Here is a 16896-nt window from a genome sequence, read left to right as displayed (position 1 = left end):
GGAGCTTGCTGTCGCGCTGAAATAGCGCTGTGTGCTTGAACTTGCGGGCGGGTGCTTTCACCGTGATGGGGTGGCAGGAACCGCTGGAAGTGACGGCGTGTTCAAGCGCTGCGGGGTTCTCATCCAGCCCTATGCAGACGCCCGCTTCGTCAGCCGGCTGCTCACCTCGGCGCTGGCCTGGCTGCTCGTGCTCTTCTCCATCGCCTCGCTCGTGGAGCCCCTGGCCGGCCGGCTCGCGATGGCGCTCCTCATGCCGGTCCTGCTGCTCGGGTCGCTGCTCGTGCTGCTCTGCGTGGCGTGCATGCTCTACGCGCCGCTCGCGTGGCTCTGGGCGGCGCTCGGCTCGTCCGGCGCGTCGATCGTCCGGGTGAGCAACGCGCTGTGGATCGAGCGCGCCGGCGATCGGAGCTCGTTCCCGCTCCTCTCGCTCACGAGCGCGCGGCTCTCGAGCTGCGGCGACGAGGTCGCCCTGAAGACGGACGACGGCGACGTGATCCGCGTGCGCGTCGAGGACTCGGCCGACGCGGAGCGGCTGCTCGGCGCGATCGCCGCCGGCCGGGAGCGGGGCACGTGGAGCGTCCGGCTCCATGACGACGTCGCGCCGCCGCTCCGGCGCCGCCTGTTCGTCGGGGTCGCGGCGCTCGTGTCGCTGATCTGCTGGTCGGTGCTCGATCCGGACGTGGCGCTCTCGCTCGGCGTCGTCACGGGCGCCTCGGCGTGGGCGCTCGCCGCGCTGCTCCGGGAGGGCGCCGCGCCCCGCGTGCTGGTGGCCGGCAGCGACGGGCTCTCGCTGCGGGACGACGCGGGCGAGCGCTTCATCCCCTACGCCTGCATCGAGCGGATCGACGAGACAGCGCTCGGCGTCGCGCTCGGGCTCGCGGGGGGCGAGGAGGTCCTGCTCACGATCGTGCCGCCGCAGCTCCTGCGCGATCCCAGCGAGACGGGGCTCAGCATGGTGCTCGCCGAGCGGCGCCGTGAGCACCTGCTCGCGCTGCTCCGCGAGCGGAGCGGGCGCGGCGCCCCCGAGGCGGGGCGCGCGGGCGCGCTCCTCGAGCGCCGCGGCCTCGCGGCGCCCGCGTGGCGCGCGGCGCTGCGCCGCCTCGTGGACGAGGCCGGCGCCGACTACCGCACGGCGAAGCTCACCCGGGAGCAGGCGTATGCGGTGCTCGAGGACGGCGGCGCGCCGGCCGAGCTCCGCATCGGCGCCGCGCTCGCGCTCTCGTCGTCGCGCGACGACCACACCGCGGAGCGGCTGCGGATCGCGGCCGAGGGGTGCGCGAGCCGCGACGTGCGCCTCGCGATCGAGCAGGCGGCCGAGGGCGAGGTCGACGACTGGACGCTGGAGCGGGCGCTCTCGTCCTCGTGCGCGGGGCAGGTCGCCCACGCGCTGCCGTCCACGGCGCCGGCGGCGTAGCGGCCGCGCGGGTCGGCGCGGGGCGGCGGGTTGATTTCTTCTCGCCTTCCGGCCTTCCTGTTCTCAGTACTCTCTCACGAGGACGCGCGGCCCGTCTGGCCTGTCCAGCCGGACCGCCGCGGGCGCCTGCTGCGCCCGTGATCGCCGAGGTACCCCCGATGGAAGGCCCGCTCCAGGATCCTTACGCTTCGGTCGCCGTTCACGCGCCGCGCCCCGGCGCTCGCGTGGGCCGCGCTCCGCGGATCGCGCTGCTCGTCGTCGCGATCCTCGCGTCGGTCGGGTTCGGCGCGCTCGTGGTGGCGCCGCGCCTCCGCGCCCCCGCGCCGGCGAGCGGGGTGGTCGTGCGGCCGTCTCCTGCGCTCGTCATCGCGATCCGCGACCTGGCGCGGCTCGAGACCACGGAGGTGCACGTCGAGAAGGTCGTGGATCTGGCCGACCGCCAGAGCCGCCTGTTCGGCCTGGTGCAGGCCACCGACGCGCTCCTGCTCGTCGCCGTCGGCCACGTCTCGATCGGCGTCGATCTCGCGCGGATCGGCGACGACGACATCGCGATGGATCCGGAGACCGGCGTCGCGCGGATGACGCTGCCGGCGCCGGAGGTCTTCTCGACGCGGCTCGACGAGGACGGGACGTACGTCTACACGCGGTCGACGAGCCTGCTCGCGCGGCGCAACGAGCAGCTCGAGTCGCGGGCCCGCAAGGAGGCGACCGAGGCGATCGAGAAGGCCGCGCTCGAGGGGGACGTGATGGCGCGCGCGAGGGCGCAGGCCGAGCGGCAGCTCACGGCGCTCGCGACCCAGCTCGGCGCGAAGCGGGTGGAGATCCGCTGGCGCGACGTGGGCGTCGGCGGGGACTGAAGATGCCTCTCCTCACCAGGGGACCGGGCCTGCGTCGTCCGAGAAGGTGCCAGTCGGTCCGTCGGGACCGAGCAGCGCGAGCCGCACCGGCTCGCGCGCGCCTTCGGCGACGGTGCGCGTCCCGCTGTGGTTGTTGAGATCGGTCGCGACGTAGCCGGGGCACACAGCGTTGACCTTGATCGCGGTGCCGGCGAGCTCCTGCGCGAACGCGATCGTCACCGCGTTGAGCGCGCTCTTCGACGGGCTGTACGCGACGCCGCCGACGCCGCGGTTCGGACTGGTGGGATCGCTGATCCAGGTCATCGAGCCGAGGCGGCTCGACACGTTGACGATGCGCCCGGCCGGCGCCTCGCGGAGGAGCGGCAGCATCGCCTGGGTCACGGCGATCACGCCGAACACGTTGGTCTCGAACACGGAGCGGACGTCGGCGAGCGAGGCCACGCTCGGCCTCCCGCTCTTGGCGATCTCGTCGACCGTGACCCCGCTCTGCGCTGCGCCTTTGGCGATGCCAGCGTTGTTGACGAGGACGTCGAGCCGGCCGAGCTCGCGACGGATCCGCGCCGCGGCGGCGGCGATCGAGCCGGCGTTCGTGACGTCGAGCGCGATCGCGCGAGCATCGCCGGTGATCTGCTTGGCCGCGGCCTCGCCGCGCGCGAGGTCGCGCGAGCCGACGAGCACGATGTGGCCGCGCGCCGCGAGCTCCTTCGCGATCGCGTGACCGATACCTTTGTTGGCCCCCGTGACGAGGGCGACGGGTTTGTCTTGCATGTCCCCTGGATAGGAATCGCCGCGGGCGCTGCCTTGGCGATTCTTGGCCGGTCGAGAGCGGCCAAGAATGCCCAAGCCGAAGGGGCGCGTCGGTCCTAGGATGGGGGCGTGGCGACTCGTGCCGACGTTCTTGCTGTCCCCGTGCCCGGTGTGCGCGTTACGCGCTGGTCGAGCGACGAGCTCTATGCCGGCATGAAGGAAACGTACGCGATCGCTCGCATCGAGGTCGGGCGCTCGGAGTGGTGGTGCCGCGGAAAGGTGTGGAGCTGCGGCCCGGGCTCGTTGCAGATCCTGCAACCCGGCGACGTGCACCGCGACATCTCGCGCGACGGGCCGGGCACGGGCCAGTGCGTCGCGCTCTCGGCGCGCATGGTCGAGGGCGTGATCGGCAAGGTCTGCGTCCATCCACAGCTCGCCGCCGGTGACGAGCGGGGCGCGGCGTTCCACCGCCTGCATCACGCGGTGCGCGCCGGCGCCGATCGTCTCGCGCTCGAGGTCGCGATCGCCGAGGCGATCGGCGCGCTCGCGGGGGTCGGTGACGCGCCGCGCGAGCACACGCGACCGGTGCGCCGCGCGATCGAGCTCCTGCGGGAGCGGCTCGCCGAGCCGGTGACGCTCGACGACCTCGCTGCGCACGCCGGCCTCGATAAGTTCCACCTGTGCCGCGCGTTTCGCGCGCAGATCGGCATGTCTCCGTATGCGTACCTGACGCGGCTGCGGATCATGCGCGCGAAGGAGATGCTCGTCGCCGGCGTGAGGCCGCGCGACGTCGCCCCGCAGGTCGGCCTCTACGACCAGAGCCAGCTCAACCGGCACTTCCGGCGCATCGTCGGCACGACGCCAGGCCAGTACGCGCGCGGCGTCCACAGCGGGGCTGTATCGAGCTCGGCTGAGCGCCGGGCCAGAGGGTACCCCGACCCACATTAGCTCCCGTTCGCGAATCAACCTGGGATAACCCCTTTGCCAAAGTGCTTTGCGCTCGCGAGGTGGCCGTATGCCGCCCGCGCCTCGACGAACGCCGCGCGCTCGCGCTGCCGTACCTGACGCGCCGATCAAGCGGCCAGCCAGTCGGGCTTGAACAGCAGGAGCAGCCCCAGCAGCACCATGATCGCTCCGCTCAGCAGCTTGAGCCACCGTCCCTCCTTCTCCTGCAGCTTGCGGCGGCTCAACGTCGCCACCGCGACGCCGACCATGACGATATCGTCCGCCATGTAGGCCACGTTGTAGAGCCCGAGATAGGCATAGTGCTTCCACGCGGGGAGGCGCTCCTCGGCGAGGAGCTGGGTGTAGAGCGCGGGCAGGCCCGCGGTGCAGAGGAGCTCGACCACGTTGACCATGACGGCGAGGACGCCCGCGGCGATGAGCGCGGCGGGCAGGCTCTCCGCCCTGACGACAGCCCGCATCCTCGCGTAGATCCCCGGCTTCACCGACTCGGGGATGCTGAGCGACACGCCCCGCTTCCACGCGAAGAAGTCCTTGATGTGGACCGAACCGGCGAGCACGGCGATCGCTCCCAGCGCGATCTGCACGGCACGCGAGGCGCCGACCAGGAGAAAGAAGTTCAGCCAGGCAGCCATGAAGGCGAAGTAGGCGAGACCGCTCACGAGCACGAACACGCCGGCGATCAGCAGCATCTTCGCCCGACTCCGCAGCGTGGCGAGGAAGGAGAGGAGAAAGAGCAGCACCCACATGGCGCACGGGTTGAAGCCGTCGACGAGCCCCAGGAGGACGGTGAACGCCGGCAGGCCAAGATCGCGGATGTCCAGCCGCCCGAGGACGGGCACGTCGACGACCCCGGGCCTCGGCGCCGTGGCGCCGGCCGGGCACGGCGGCTGATCCGGCGCGAGAGGGCACGACGCAGCAGGCTCGCCGGCCTCGGCGGGTGGCGGCGGCGCGCCGTCGAGCAACGCCTCGATGCGCCGGCCCGTCACGTCGCGCCCTGCGTAGCCGATGACGAGCACCCCGCGCACATGGAACGCCGGGACGCTCACGGCGGCGGTCGACTGCCCCTCGGCGATCGCCCTCAGCCGGTCCAGCGCCGCGCGATCCTCGACGACATCCGCGACGAGCGTGCGCAGGCCGGGCCGTCGGCTCTCGAGCTCGGTGAGGAAGCGCTTGGCCTCGTCGCAGCGAGGGCACCCCTTGCGCGTGAACAGCTCCACGTCGACGCGCGGCTCGACCGGCGCAGCTCCCCCGGAGTCGCTCCAGAGCATCGAGAAGGCGAGCACGCACATCACGAGAGGCCGCAGCACCACGGCAGGTCGCATGTGGGGTGGCTGTCGCACGATGCATGCTCAGCGGATCTCGTCGTCAGCTCACGAGCGTGGCGAGCGGGTTCGTACGTGACGCGTGATGCAGGGCGCTCCGACGTTGACGGGCACGACCATTGCTGACTCATGGCTGACGGGTGGACAGTGGACACGGTCGTTACGCGCCAGGTCGGTCCACCTCGGCCATGCCTGACGAGCAGCGCGCTGCTCGCGTCGACGATCTCCAGCTTGCTGGGCGGAGCTGCGGCGCACCTCGGAGGACACGCGCGTCCAGGAGACATGCTCTGGGCGGCCGGCGCGGTGATCGCGCTCGCCTTCGTGGGCGCGCGCATCCTGGCGGACATCCTGAAGAAGCGGCCTGGCGTCGACGTCATCGCGCTCCTCGCCATCGGCGGCGCGCTCCTGCTCCGGGAGTACCTGGCGGGCGCGCTGATCGGCGCGATGATGGCGACCGGCGGCGCCCTGGAGGGGTACGCGGCCGCGCGCGCCCGGCGCGAGCTCTCCGCCCTCCTCGCGCGTGCCCCCCGCACCGCGCACCGCCGCGAGGGGGCCGACGTCACGACCGTCCCTGTCGGCGCCGTCGCCCCCGGCGACCGCCTGCTGGTCAAGCCGGGCGAGATCGTGCCGGTCGACGGCGTCGTGGTTGGCGCGCGGGCGCTCCTCGATGAGTCGGCGCTGACCGGCGAGCCGCGGCCCGTCGAGAAGGCGCCCGGAGACCGCGTGGGGAGCGGGACCACGAACGCCGGCGCCGCCTTCGAGCTCCGCGCCGTCGCGAGCGCGGATGACAGCACGTTCGCAGGCATCGTCCGCCTCGTGCAGCAGGCGTCCGCCTCGAAGGCCCCGCTCGCCCGCCTCGCGGATCGCCACGCCCTGGCGTTCGCCGCGCTCTCGCTCGCCACGGCGGCCGCGGCGTGGGGCGTGTCCGGCGACGCCGGCCGCGGGCTCGCCGTGCTCGTCGTCGCGACGCCCTGCCCGCTGCTCCTCGCCGTGCCCATCGCGATCGTGGGCGGCATCTCGCGCTCGGCCCGGCGCGGCATCGTGGTGAAGGGCGGCGCCGCGCTCGAGGCCCTCGCCCGGGCCGAGATCCTGCTCCTCGACAAGACGGGCACGCTCACGTTCGGCGGCCCGCGCGTGACCGGCGTGACGTGCTTTCGCTCGATAGAGGACGACGCGGAGATACTCCGCCTGGCGGCGTCCCTCGAGCAGACCTCGTCGCACCCGCTCTCCGCGGCCCTGGTGCGCGCCGCCCGCGAGCGCCGCCTCGGGCTGTCGTTTCCCGAGGACGTCCACGAGGCGCCCGGCGCCGGAATGACGGGCCGGGTGGATGGGCGCGCCGTTCGCGTGGGGAGCGCCGAATGGGCGGCGCAGGGAACGTCGCTCCCGGAGGAGGCCCGCGCCTTCCGGCGCCGCGCGTCGCGCGCCGGTGCGATGACCGTGTTCGTGGCGGTGGACAGGCGCATCCTCGGCGCGCTGACGCTCGATGACCCGATCCGCCCCGATGCGCCGCGGACCTTGCGGGCGCTGCGACGGACCGGCGTTCGCCGGGTCGTGCTGGTGACAGGCGACCACCCCCTCGTCGCCGAGGCGGTCGGCGCCACGCTCGGCGTCGATCGCGTGCTCGCCCAGCGGTCGCCGGAGGAGAAGGTCGCGGCCGTGCGCGAGGCCCGCGCCGAGGGGCTCGTCGTGATGATCGGTGACGGCATCAACGACGCTCCAGCGCTCGCCGCCGCCGACGTGGGCGTCGCGATGGGCGCGCGCGGGGCCACCTCGTCCGCGGAGGCGGCCGACGTGGTCCTCCTCGTGGACAGGCTCGATCGATTCGCCGAGGCCGTGAGCGTCGCGCGCCGCGCCCGCGCGATCGCGGTGCAGAGCGCGCTCCTCGGCATGGGGCTGTCGCTCTTCGCGATGGGCGTGGCGGCGCTCGGCTTCTTGCCGCCGGCCGCCGGCGCGCTGCTGCAGGAGGCGATCGACGTCGCCGCGATCCTGAGCGCGCTGCGGGCGCAGCGCGGCGGGCGCGGCGCGCGGAGGCCAGCCCTCGGGGACGCCATGAGCCGCAGGCTGGAGCGCGAGCACGACCAGCTCATCCCGATGCTCGAGCGGGTGCGGATCGTCGCCGAGCGCATCGACCACCTGGCAGGCGAGGCGGCGCGCGCGGAGCTCGATGCGCTCGGCCGCTTCCTCCGCGAGCGGCTGCTCCCCCACGAGCGCGCGGACGACGCCGAGGTCTACCCGGTCATCTCGCGGCTGCTCGGCGGCGAGGATCCGCTGGCATCCATGAGCGCGACGCACCGGGAGATCTTCCGCCTGGCCCGATTGTACGAGCAGCTCCTCGATGAGCTCGGCCCGCGCGGGCCCATGGCCGCGGACGTGCGGGATTTCCAGCAGATCCTTTACGGGCTCCACGCGGTGCTGCGGCTCCACTTCGACCAAGAGGAGGAGCTCTATGCGTCGCTGAGCGAGCGCTACCACGCGGAAGCCCCTGGCGAGCCGGCGCCGGGCGCCCTCAGGGCGCCTCCGGCGCACGCGACGGGCCCCGGTCGAGCGCGCCCCCGAGCAGCCGACAGACATCCTGCTCGGACACGGGCGCGTAGTCCTCGTACCAGAGCCCGACAGAATAGACAGGATCTCGGATATGGCAGTACACGAACTCGCGTGCTCGCCGGGAGAGCTCCGCGTACGCGGCGTGGGACGCGACGGGGACCGCGATGACGATCGCCGCCGGGCCCACGTGCTCGACGGCCGTCACGGCGGCGCGCATGCTCGCTCCGGTCGCCACGCCGTCGTCGACGAGGAGGAGCGTTCGGTCCCGGATGTCAGGCGCCCTGTGGCAGCCGTAGTAGACGCGCTCCAGGCGCTCCACCTCCCGGGCCTCCGCATCGGCGAGCCATTGTACCGTCCTGTCCGAGACGCCCAGCGCTCGGCAGAGCTCTTCGTCCACGACCCGGACGCCGCCGCTCGCGACGGCGCCGATCGTCATGCGATGATCGCCGGGGGCCACGATCCGGCGCGCGATCAGCACGTCGAGCGGCACCCGCAGGAGCTTCGCTATCTCGAAGCCGACCAGCACCCCGCCTCGCGGCAGCGCCAGGACGGTCACGTCCTCCCGTCCCGCGTAGGCGGTCAGCCGCGACGCGAGCTGGCGGCCGGCGTCGGCCCGATCCCGGAATGGCATGTCTCTCCCTCCACCGAGCGCCGCCGGCGGCGCTCGGTGGAGCGTGCAATTGTCCCGCCAGGCGCCGCGCCTGACGCCGCCGGGGCGCTCTGTTCGCGTGGAGCGCCTGGTCGCCCCCTGGCGCTCATGGGCCGCGACTCACCGCGACCTTTGGTCGTGTTCCTCACGTGCTCGCCGCGCTCGGGTGCTCCTCCGCTCCCCGGCCGCGCGCCAGGGCGAGCAGGCGATCAGGGACGACTGGCTCTTCGGCCATCCAGGGGACGATGGCGCGCTGGAGTAGCCGAGCTCCCGCTCAGCGCGAGAACCACGCCTCGCTCAGGTACTTCTCCCCCTCGTCCGGGAACAAGGTGACCACGTTCCTCAGCTCGGGGCTCTTCTCCTTGACCCTCCTCGCGGCCAGGAGGTTCGCCCCGGAAGAGACCCCGACGAAGCAGCCGTGCACCCTTGCGATCCGCCTCGCCTCCTCGATGGCCTCTCCGTCCTCGACCAGGAGGACATCGTCGATGAGCTCGATGTTGTCGTCGATGAGCGGGGGCACGAACCCCTCGCCGATACCCTCGATCCGGTGGGGCCGGCACACCTCGGACTGGCCGTGCAGCCGCCCGTGGACGAGGGCGCACCGGGCAGGCTCGACGCCGAGGACCTTGACCGCCGGGTTGACCCGCCGGAACGCCCTCGCGAGGCCGATCAGGGTCCCTCCGGAGCCGATCGCCGCGACGACGGCGTCGATGCGCCGGCGCCCGAAGGCGCGGAGGATCTCCCCGCCGAGGTGCTTCTCGTGGTCTTCCGCGTTCCAGGGGCTCGCGAACTGGTTCACGTGGAAGTGATCCTTCTCGCTCCCCAGGGCGATCGCGCCTTGCACGGCGAGATCCATCCGGTCCCGCGGGACGGTGCGCACGTCCGCGCCGAACGCCTTCATCATCCTGTAGCGCTCCTGGGAGAGGCCCTCGGGGATGAAGATCGTCACCTTGTACCCTTTCACGGCGCCGACCATGGAGACGGCAGTTCCCGTGTTTCCGGACGATGCCTCCACGATCGTGGCGCCCTTCTTCAAGATCCCTGTCGTCTCCGCCTTCTCGATGACGTACCTGGCAAGCCTGTCTTTGACGGAGCCAGAGGGGCTCCGGAATTCGCATTTCACGTGAATGCCGTCGAGCGTCAGCAGGGGAGTCTTGCCTATCGCGTCGAGTATCGTCTTCATGTCCATGGCCTCGCGTCGTCCAGCGCGCGCGCGGGCGCCACGATCTCGCGCCGCGCTCCCCTGCGCTGCTCTGCTGGCTCGCGGTGCACGACCTGGACCGCTCGGCTGTGTCACCGCCGCGTCTCTGCGCGGAGCTCGTCGAACACGTCCACGAGCATCCGATCCACATCGGCGTCCGCGGCGAGCACGCCCTCGGCCTTCGCGACGTCCCGGGTGAGGAACGCCTCCAGCGCGTCGCAGCACCTCGGGCTCGACCGCGAGGACCCGCGCGAGGCAGAGCCGCTGGTGCTGCTCGCTCGTGACCGCGAGGGCGGGCTCGCACAGCCAGAAATCTGCCGGATTAAACGCTCAGTCCCTCGGCGCAGAGCTTCGCGGGGGCAACCATGCCCGGTCCCTGGCCGAGGAGCGATTCGTTCCCGGGCGGGCTCACGAGGGCTCCCCGTGCGCGAGCAGCGCGTCCAGCGACCGGCCGTCATGGAGCAGCCGGATCGCCTCGGCCAGGAGCCCGTCCAGGCGGACGAGCTCGATCGGGAGCGCTGGGCACGCGGCGGCGGCGACGCTGTTCGTCACGAGGAAGCGGAGCACCGGCAGGGCGGGGAGCTGGATCACCGCCGTTCCAACGAAGAGGGCGTGGGTCGCGACGACGACGATGTCCGGCGCGCAGCCCGCCAAGAGCAGGGCGTTCACGGCGGCCTCCATCGTCCCGCCGGTGCTGATCATGTCGTCGACGAGGAGGGGCGACCGCCCCCGGACCTCGCCCGTGATCGTATGCACCCTGACGTCCTCGCCGCTCAGGCGGGTCTTGTGCACGACGGCGACCGGCAGGCCGAGGAGCCGCGCATGGCGATCCGCGAGCTTCGCAGCGCCCAGGTCCGGCGCCACGATCACGCTGCGTTCGGAGATCCAGGGTCGCGCTGCCTCGAGGAGCAGCGGCGCGGCGCTCAGGTGCTCGAGCGGGATGGAGAAGAACCCCTCGAGCGCGGCGCTGTGGAGGTCGACGGCCACCACGCGCGAGAGGCCCGCTGTCCTGAAGAGATCGGCGACGAGCCGGGCCCCTACCGGCTCCCTCCCCGAGGCGCGGCGGTCGTGGCGGGCATAGCCGAAATACGGCACGACGGCCGTCACGCGCGAGGCGCCTGCGCGGCGACATGCATCCGCGAGGAACAGGAGCTCGAGGATGTGCTCGTCGACCGGTGGGCTCGTCGGCTGGAGGAGATACACGTCCCGCCCTCGCACGCTCTCCCGGATCTGCACGTGAAGCTCGCCGTCCGCGAAGCGGCGCACCAGGGCGTCGCCCAGACCGACGCCGAGGCGCTGCGCCACGGCCTGCGCGAGAGGGAGGTTCGCGTTGCCCGCGAAGAGGCAGATCTCCATGGCTCTCCGCTACGCCGCGCCGCAGAGGACCGTCTCCCGGACAGCGGCGCGGAAAAGCGGTTGCTTGTTGTGCATCGCGGGACACCTCCTGGACGAGCGCGGCCGCCCTGCTGTGGCCGCCCTCGACGACGCTCTCTGATGCGAGTCATGCAACCCCAGGGCCTGAGCTCTCCGGTGTCGCCCGCTTGCCTCGGCCGTCGTCACGCCGTTCGCCTGCGCGGCGCACCGGCCTCCATGACGGTTCGGTGCTGGCGAGCACGCGGGCTCGCCATCCTCCGCACGCTGCCCGGCAGCGCCGGGACGCCGGCGGACCAGGACGGCGTCCCGGCAGGCGCTCCCGACGTCGCAGGAGCCGATGACAGCGAGGCGTCGCATCACCATGTACGCCTCGGTCCTGGGGACATGCCGCTCGCGGATCAGGGGGAGATATGGCCAAGCTTCAGTTCGAGCTCGACGAGCGCGAGGCGAGAGACGTGAGGACAGCCCTGTCGATCCGGCTCGTGGGGATGCGAGAAGAGCTGGTCCATACCGATGATCGAGAGTACCGGGCGGACCTGAAGGCGGCGATCGAGCGGCTCGAAGTGGTGCTCCGGCGCCTCGACGCGATCCTGGCCGAGCCGACACCGACACGGTAGAGGTCCGTCGCAGGGCAAGCTGACGTGAGGGAGGCTGCGGCCGCCGAGGCTCGCCACGATCGGCGAGGAGCTCGCAGCGCACAAGCTGCGTACGCACAACTCGGCCTGATCCGCGCGGCTGCGACGGGTGGACACTCACGGGCTGGGTCGATCGCTCTGGTCGGGAACGCGGGCCGCAAACGCGGTCGACCGAGAGACGTGTTCCCCGCGGCAAGGCCAACCTCCCGCTGGGCAGACGTGGGACGCCCAGCATGCGCCAGCTTGCACGAAATCCTTCTCGCCTCTCACGAGAACTCCTTCAACGAGCCCCGAGCGCGCGCCCACGACGACCGATCCGGATCCGCCGCCGTAACTGTCGGTGCTCGCCTTGAAGAAGAGCGCCGGAGCGTTGTCCAGGACCCTCCCGCGCGCTGCGATCTTGGTGGGCAGGCCCAGCGGATTGCCGATGAGGATCAGCTCCTCGTCATCCTCGACCTTCCCGGCACGCCGCAAAGGCAGCGGCTTGCGGCCGACGACTGGACGGTCGAGGCGCACCACAGCGTAATCGCCGAGCACGCCGTTTGCGACGCACTCGGGCACCTCGCGGCAGAAATATACGTCCTCCGGTCCAACCCGGCTCGGGTCTCGGTCCGACCGGTCATAGGCGGCGCCGAAGACGAAGGCGATGCTGGAGCACACACCGGGGGCGCTCAGACAATGGCCAGCCGTGACCAGCGTGTCTGGCGCGACGAGGAACGCGGAGCACACGCCGCCGAACACGGGCTGGTCCCGGAATCGCTCCTCGGGACAGAGCGGCCTGCCGCTCGCCTCCATGGTCTCGGAGAGCGTCCCCAGGATGGCGAGCGCGAGCTCGCGTTCCCCGGCTCGCCGGAGCGATGGCATCGGGAGCATCATGGCCGCGGACCGAGCCCACGCGTAGACGGGCGAGTCGACAGGGTAGTCGCACGGCTCCTCGCGGCCGTCCTGCTCGTAGATGACGCGCGATGACGCCTCGCCATGGCTCGCAGCTTCGCCACCGGCACAATGGGTGGCACCAAAGAGGCAGACGATTGACCATGCTGTGGAGGATGGTCGCATCGATCTCGAGCCTCCATGGTTCGATCGCGACGTGTTGCCGCGGGAGCGGAGGGCAGGCCGAAGCCTGCGGTCCGAAGACGAGCACCCGCCTCGACCTCGTTTCTTCTCGCTAGGAGATGTTCTCGCACCGCGGGCCCAGCGGGTCCTGCACATCCCAGATACAGCCCGGCGTCGCGTTGCAAGTGGCCTCATCCAGGATTCCGGTGCAAGGACCAGGGCTCGGGTTGCGCTCGCACTTGCCGTCGACCGGATCCCAGTGGCACCAGCGCCAGGCCTGGGCGCACCGGACCTGATCCTCTCCGATCTGATCGCAAATATCTTTCTCGGAGCCCTCTCCAAGATCTGTCGGGGCCTGGTCGGCAGCGAGGCCGGTCGCGGGAGCGAGCAGTGCAGCGACGAGCGCGAACCGATGGAACATCTCACACCTCCATGATGCAGGACCCGTGTCACCTTCGTGGTGACGACCCAGACCGCTTGGCACCTGTGCTGTCCATAGTGCCTGGGATAATGCCGGCCAGCCCGCCGCGTCCGCATCGTCGTATCGCTTTGAAGGAGGAAATCCAAGATTGTCGGCGACTCAATTCCCAGCTGCGTGACGGATCGCCGGGTCTTTGTTCAACGCCCCACCTCATCGTCGGGTGGCATGGGCCCAACCCGGACCCAACGGGCAAGCCCCCGGCTTGGGGCGAGTCAAGGTGTCCATGGAGCGCCATCAGCGCGTGCACGAGGTCTTCGGGACTCTCGAGGGCAGGTGGGCCTGTTACTTCGATCTTCGCCCAGTGCACCGTGCCGGTGAAGCGGTTGCTTCCTTCGAAGTCGGGGCACAAGGGGCCACCAGTCTTGTTGCCAACCATCAGGAAAGCGCCCGCGTTGAAGAACCCTGGATTGGTCTTTGCGGTAGCGCCCTCTACCCCACGCATCTGCATGAGCAGAATCGTGCTCAGAGGACACATGAGCAGCCGGATCCATCTATGTTGCGACGGCTGCCGATCCCCCGGCTCTTGCGCCGCGCCGCCCGGCTACGGCGGCCGGCCGCGATGAAGCTGTTCAACCTTGCCATGGAGTTTCACTGTGAGCATGCGCAAAACACACCTGTTCTCGTCGATTTGCATCGCATGGACTCTCCTCGCAGCCGGCTGCGTCGACGTGGGCGAGAGCGTCGACACGACCGAGAGCGTCGACACGACCGAGAGAGCGATGAGCGACGCGCCTTTTCTGTCGGGCGATCGCGTCCTCGAGCAGGTGGTCGCCCAGCTCGGGCAGAACCCCTCATCGACTGTCCGCCTCGCGCTCGATCGCGCGGTCAATCAGGTCGGCGGCTTCAGCGTCGAGCCGTACCCGTCGGGCGACTGCCGGGGCGAGTCGGAGCGGCTGTACTGGAACGGTGAAGCCGCACACCTCGCGCGCCTCGGCGTGGTCGCCGTCGCCGACCTGCTCGCGCTCGAGGCGGTGACCGAGGGACCGCTCCAGACCGACCTGCTGCGAAACGCGCCCGTGCGCCCGGGCGATCTCGAGCGCGTCTTCCGCATCCTCGCGAGCACGGAGAGCCCGGCGCTCCTGTTCGAGGCGGCCGCGGCGCTCTCGAACAACCCCGGAACGACGGAAGACGAGCGCCGCGCGCTCGTCGTGTTCGTCGCGGATCTCCTCCAGACCAAGCGTTTCCGCAGCGCGACCGGAGCGCTGCGCACGCCGGACCTCGAGCATCCGCCGAGCGTCGACGAGCTGCTCGTGACGCTGCGGGAGTCGGCGTCGCGCTCGGTCCGCGAGTCGGCCGCTGCGTGGTACGGGAGCGCCGGCACCTTGAGCGCGGCGCAGGCCGACGCCATCCTCGCCGATCCGAGCTATCGCGTGCGTCGCGCAACGGGACGGCTGTTCTGGAAAGGCTCGGACGTCGGCCCCGCGCGGCAGCGGGAGCTCACGCAGTGGTTCGCCTCCGCCGCTGCGCTGAACGAGATGCGCGCGGACACGCTCCGCGAGGACTACGGCGTCCGCGAGGAGGAGAGCGGAAACTGGTCGAGCCTGCCCTCCGGGATCGCCGCGCGCCAGGCGGAGGCGCGCGGGCGGTTCCTCGGCGAGGCGCTCGCGTCCGCGCCTCCGGACGTGGACATTTCCGGGTTCCTCGCGGAGGTCGGGGAGACGGCCGGCGTGACGGACCTGATCGAGGACGCGATCACGGCCATCGGACGCTCCACCGCGCTCTCCGCGGCGGCGCGGCAGAGCGCGCTGCTGTCCTTGTACCACGCCGCCGCGACGGCGAGCTGGCGCGACGTCAATCCCCGTCCGCGCGGCGCGCTGTTCAAGGCGCTCGTGCCGCTCCTCGCCGACGGCGCGGCCTCGGACGAGGACGTCGCCGCGAAGCTCGACCAGGCCCTCGCGTGGCAGCGCAGGCAAACCAACGACTGGCCGGCGCTCCGGGCCGGGCTCGTGAGCGGGTCGCGCGCCGAGCGCATCGACGCGTTGGTGAAGCTCGCGGACAGGCCGCTCGACGAGGTCAACTCGGGGCTCGCGGCGGGGCTCATCGGGCTCACCGACGTCAGCGCAGCGCAGAAGGCGCAGCTCCTGAACGACGTCACGCCGTCGCTCGCCGGCTGGCTCGTGCCCATGGCGGCGCTCGAGGCCGCGATGGATCCCCGCGCCGTGCTCGCGCGCATCGCAGCGCTCGCGCAGGCGCAGCGCATGCGCCTCGGCGCGGACATGCTGCAAGCGTATACCCGCGCCGCCGCGAGCCCCGACCTGAGCGGTGCGGAGCTGGCGCAGGCGGTGACGCGCTACGCCGGAGCGGTCGACGGGTACTGGGCGCGCCAGGTGCCGGCGGAGATCGCCGGGCTCCTCTCGGTGCTCGACGACGCGCGCGTGAGCGACGATGAGCGCGCGCAGGCATGGCAGGAGATCCTCGCGCCCGCGAGCGCAGCGCCCCGCTGGTTCCTGCTCATCGACGCGCCGAGCGGCGGGCCGAGCATGAAGGCGATCGCCGCGATCGTGCGCCCGCGCGTCGTCGTCGGCGCGAGCACGTGCTGGACGGGCCACGCCGACCCGGCGACGACGCGCGACGCGCTCAGCTTCATGCTTCTGCCCTACATCATCGAGCCGGCCACCCTGGAGCTCGACCCGCACGTCGTCGTCGCGCAGCGCGCGGCCGCGGTGCGCGCGGCCTCGCAGCACTCAGAGGAGCTGCCGGAAGGCGCCGACCCGGCGGCGGTCTTCGCCCTGCGGCCCGCGTGGAGGAGCGCCTACATCGCCGCGGCCGACCCCGCTCGCGCGAAGTGGGAGAAGCCCGCGGCGGAGCTCGCGCAGGAGGCCCTCGGCATCACGGACGGCGAGGCGATGCTGTACAACGCCGCGCACCGCCTCGCGTTCGCGCGCGACCTGCGCAGCTTGCCGCGCGAGCAGATCGACGCCGTCCACGCGCACCTCGCGCAGCACGGGACCACGGCGCGCGCGCGCGATCAGTACGCCTTCGCGCTCGAGGCGATGTACGGCACGGCGTACGACGCGCTCGCCGCCCGCTTCCGCGACGCGGTCGATCTGCGGTGGGATCTCGGCGATGCCGCGCGCGCGCGCGGCGAGGAGGCGGCGCTCGAGGCGATCCTCGGCGCGGCGGGACACGACTTCGGGATGCTCGACTCGGCGCTCGCGCTGTCGTCGCAGGTCGTCGCCGGCGCTCGGGTGTCGAGCGCGTTCCGCCAAGGGATGCTCGAGTTTGGGCTCGAGGCCGAGCGTTTCTGGGGGACGCTCGGGCTCTGGGCCGCAGGTCCGATCATCGAGGCGCGCACCACCGAGCCTGACCTGTCGTTCATCGCGCGCGCAGATGCGGTCCATGTCTTCGGGCTCGGCAGCGCCAGCGGCAACCGCGAGTTCATCGCGAAGAGCTCGACCTTCGGCTCGATCACGCGCGATCCGCGCATGCCGCCCGTCGCGGCGCTGCAGATCGCGTGGAATCGCCTCGCGCTCGGCCGCTTCAACCTGCGCCGCGGCCTCTCGTACATCGGCTCGGAACGCGTGTCGCCCGAGACGATCACGTCCACGGTCGACGCGGTGCTCGGCATCCGGGCGCGCGACGACGTCGATCCGGAGGAGAAGAAGGCGCTAGGGCGCGCGCTGCTGAGCGTCCTCGAGTAGGCTCTGGCG

Annotated in this window: 12 protein-coding genes and 1 pseudogene; 6 read left to right on the top strand and 7 right to left on the bottom strand. The window is 71.9% G+C overall.

The genetic code is table 11. The features are described from left to right. The first annotated feature begins 97 nt into the window (after positions 1–97). Together WME96_RS32895 and WME96_RS32890 are read left to right on the top strand one after the other, a co-directional pair. Positions 98–1414, top strand: coding sequence for a hypothetical protein (locus WME96_RS32895; protein ID WP_437285541.1), 1317 nt, complete (start codon positions 98–100; stop codon positions 1412–1414). Positions 1415–1572: 158 nt separating this feature from the next. Continuing rightward, on the top strand, positions 1573–2271 hold the full coding sequence (locus WME96_RS32890) for a DUF4230 domain-containing protein (RefSeq protein WP_437285540.1): 699 nt from the start codon (positions 1573–1575) through the stop codon (positions 2269–2271). Positions 2272–2283: 12 nt separating this feature from the next. On the opposite strand, the gene WME96_RS32885 is transcribed toward WME96_RS32890, so the two are convergent. Beyond that, positions 2284–3039: an SDR family oxidoreductase gene (locus WME96_RS32885; protein ID WP_437285539.1), complete on the bottom strand. Its 756-nt coding sequence runs from the start codon at positions 3037–3039 to the stop codon at positions 2284–2286. 108 nt (positions 3040–3147) lie between these two features. Here WME96_RS32885 and WME96_RS32880 point away from each other — a divergent pair, with 108 nt between their 5' ends. Then, a complete protein-coding gene (locus WME96_RS32880; protein WP_437285538.1) occupies positions 3148–3966 on the top strand; it encodes a helix-turn-helix domain-containing protein in 819 nt (272 codons plus the stop codon). A 125-nt stretch (positions 3967–4091) separates the two neighbouring features. On the opposite strand, the gene WME96_RS32875 is transcribed toward WME96_RS32880, so the two are convergent. Beyond that, positions 4092–5306, bottom strand: coding sequence for an NrdH-redoxin (locus WME96_RS32875; RefSeq protein WP_437285537.1), 1215 nt, complete (start codon positions 5304–5306; stop codon positions 4092–4094). Between the two features lie 282 nt (positions 5307–5588). Here WME96_RS32875 and WME96_RS32870 point away from each other — a divergent pair, with 282 nt between their 5' ends. Further along, positions 5589–8018 (top strand): heavy metal translocating P-type ATPase, encoded by a 2430-nt coding sequence (locus tag WME96_RS32870; protein WP_437285536.1) that lies wholly within the window; start codon positions 5589–5591, stop codon positions 8016–8018. A 16-nt stretch (positions 8019–8034) separates the two neighbouring features. Here WME96_RS32870 and WME96_RS32865 read toward each other — a convergent pair. From WME96_RS32865 to WME96_RS32855, 3 genes and pseudogenes are all read right to left on the bottom strand, one after another. Beyond that, positions 8035–8481, bottom strand: a pseudogene (locus tag WME96_RS32865) (phosphoribosyltransferase); the annotation flags it as partial. 292 nt (positions 8482–8773) lie between these two features. Then, entirely contained in the window at positions 8774–9682 is a 909-nt protein-coding gene (locus WME96_RS32860; RefSeq protein ID WP_437285535.1) for a PLP-dependent cysteine synthase family protein, read from the bottom strand. Between the two features lie 426 nt (positions 9683–10108). Then, positions 10109–11056, bottom strand: a complete 948-nt coding sequence (locus WME96_RS32855) for a ribose-phosphate diphosphokinase (RefSeq protein ID WP_437285534.1) — start codon at positions 11054–11056, stop codon at positions 10109–10111. 428 nt (positions 11057–11484) lie between these two features. On the opposite strand from WME96_RS32855, the gene WME96_RS32850 reads away from it, so the two are divergent. After that, on the top strand, positions 11485–11691 hold the full coding sequence (locus WME96_RS32850; RefSeq protein ID WP_437285533.1) for a hypothetical protein: 207 nt from the start codon (positions 11485–11487) through the stop codon (positions 11689–11691). A 135-nt stretch (positions 11692–11826) separates the two neighbouring features. Here WME96_RS32850 and WME96_RS32845 read toward each other — a convergent pair whose 3' ends face one another. Continuing rightward, positions 11827–12768, bottom strand: a complete 942-nt coding sequence (locus WME96_RS32845; protein WP_437285532.1) for a trypsin-like serine peptidase — start codon at positions 12766–12768, stop codon at positions 11827–11829. Between the two features lie 109 nt (positions 12769–12877). Further along, positions 12878–13186 carry a hypothetical protein gene (locus WME96_RS32840; RefSeq protein WP_437285531.1) on the bottom strand — a complete coding sequence of 103 codons (309 nt, stop codon included), beginning with the start codon at positions 13184–13186 and terminating at the stop codon, positions 12878–12880. Between the two features lie 659 nt (positions 13187–13845). Between WME96_RS32840 and WME96_RS32835 the strand changes: the two genes are divergently transcribed. After that, positions 13846–16887, top strand: coding sequence for a hypothetical protein (locus WME96_RS32835; protein ID WP_437285530.1), 3042 nt, complete (start codon positions 13846–13848; stop codon positions 16885–16887). Positions 16888–16896 lie beyond the last annotated feature (9 nt).

The sequence above is a fragment of the Sorangium sp. So ce406 genome, assembly GCF_051474675.1.
GTDB classification, from domain to species: Bacteria; Myxococcota_A; Polyangia; order Polyangiales; family Polyangiaceae; genus Sorangium; species Sorangium cellulosum_G.
The sequence above is the reverse complement of the archived record's forward strand: the minus strand, read 5'-3'. Positions and strand labels throughout refer to the sequence as shown.

What these genes read in the sequence shown, in the direction of transcription:
- WME96_RS32875 (WP_437285537.1), bottom strand. Translation starts at nt 5,306, where the DNA reads ATGCGACCTGCCGTGGTGCTGCGGCCTCTCGTGATGTGCGTGCTCGCC.
- WME96_RS32840 (WP_437285531.1), bottom strand. Translation starts at nt 13,186, where the DNA reads ATGTTCCATCGGTTCGCGCTCGTCGCTGCACTGCTCGCTCCCGCGACC.
- WME96_RS32845 (WP_437285532.1), bottom strand. Translation starts at nt 12,768, where the DNA reads ATGCGACCATCCTCCACAGCATGGTCAATCGTCTGCCTCTTTGGTGCC.
- WME96_RS32855 (WP_437285534.1), bottom strand. Translation starts at nt 11,056, where the DNA reads ATGGAGATCTGCCTCTTCGCGGGCAACGCGAACCTCCCTCTCGCGCAG.
- WME96_RS32860 (WP_437285535.1), bottom strand. Translation starts at nt 9,682, where the DNA reads ATGAAGACGATACTCGACGCGATAGGCAAGACTCCCCTGCTGACGCTC.
- WME96_RS32870 (WP_437285536.1), top strand. Translation starts at nt 5,589, where the DNA reads ATGCTCTGGGCGGCCGGCGCGGTGATCGCGCTCGCCTTCGTGGGCGCG.
- WME96_RS32850 (WP_437285533.1), top strand. Translation starts at nt 11,485, where the DNA reads ATGGCCAAGCTTCAGTTCGAGCTCGACGAGCGCGAGGCGAGAGACGTG.
- WME96_RS32890 (WP_437285540.1), top strand. Translation starts at nt 1,573, where the DNA reads ATGGAAGGCCCGCTCCAGGATCCTTACGCTTCGGTCGCCGTTCACGCG.
- WME96_RS32835 (WP_437285530.1), top strand. Translation starts at nt 13,846, where the DNA reads ATGCGCAAAACACACCTGTTCTCGTCGATTTGCATCGCATGGACTCTC.
- WME96_RS32885 (WP_437285539.1), bottom strand. Translation starts at nt 3,039, where the DNA reads ATGCAAGACAAACCCGTCGCCCTCGTCACGGGGGCCAACAAAGGTATC.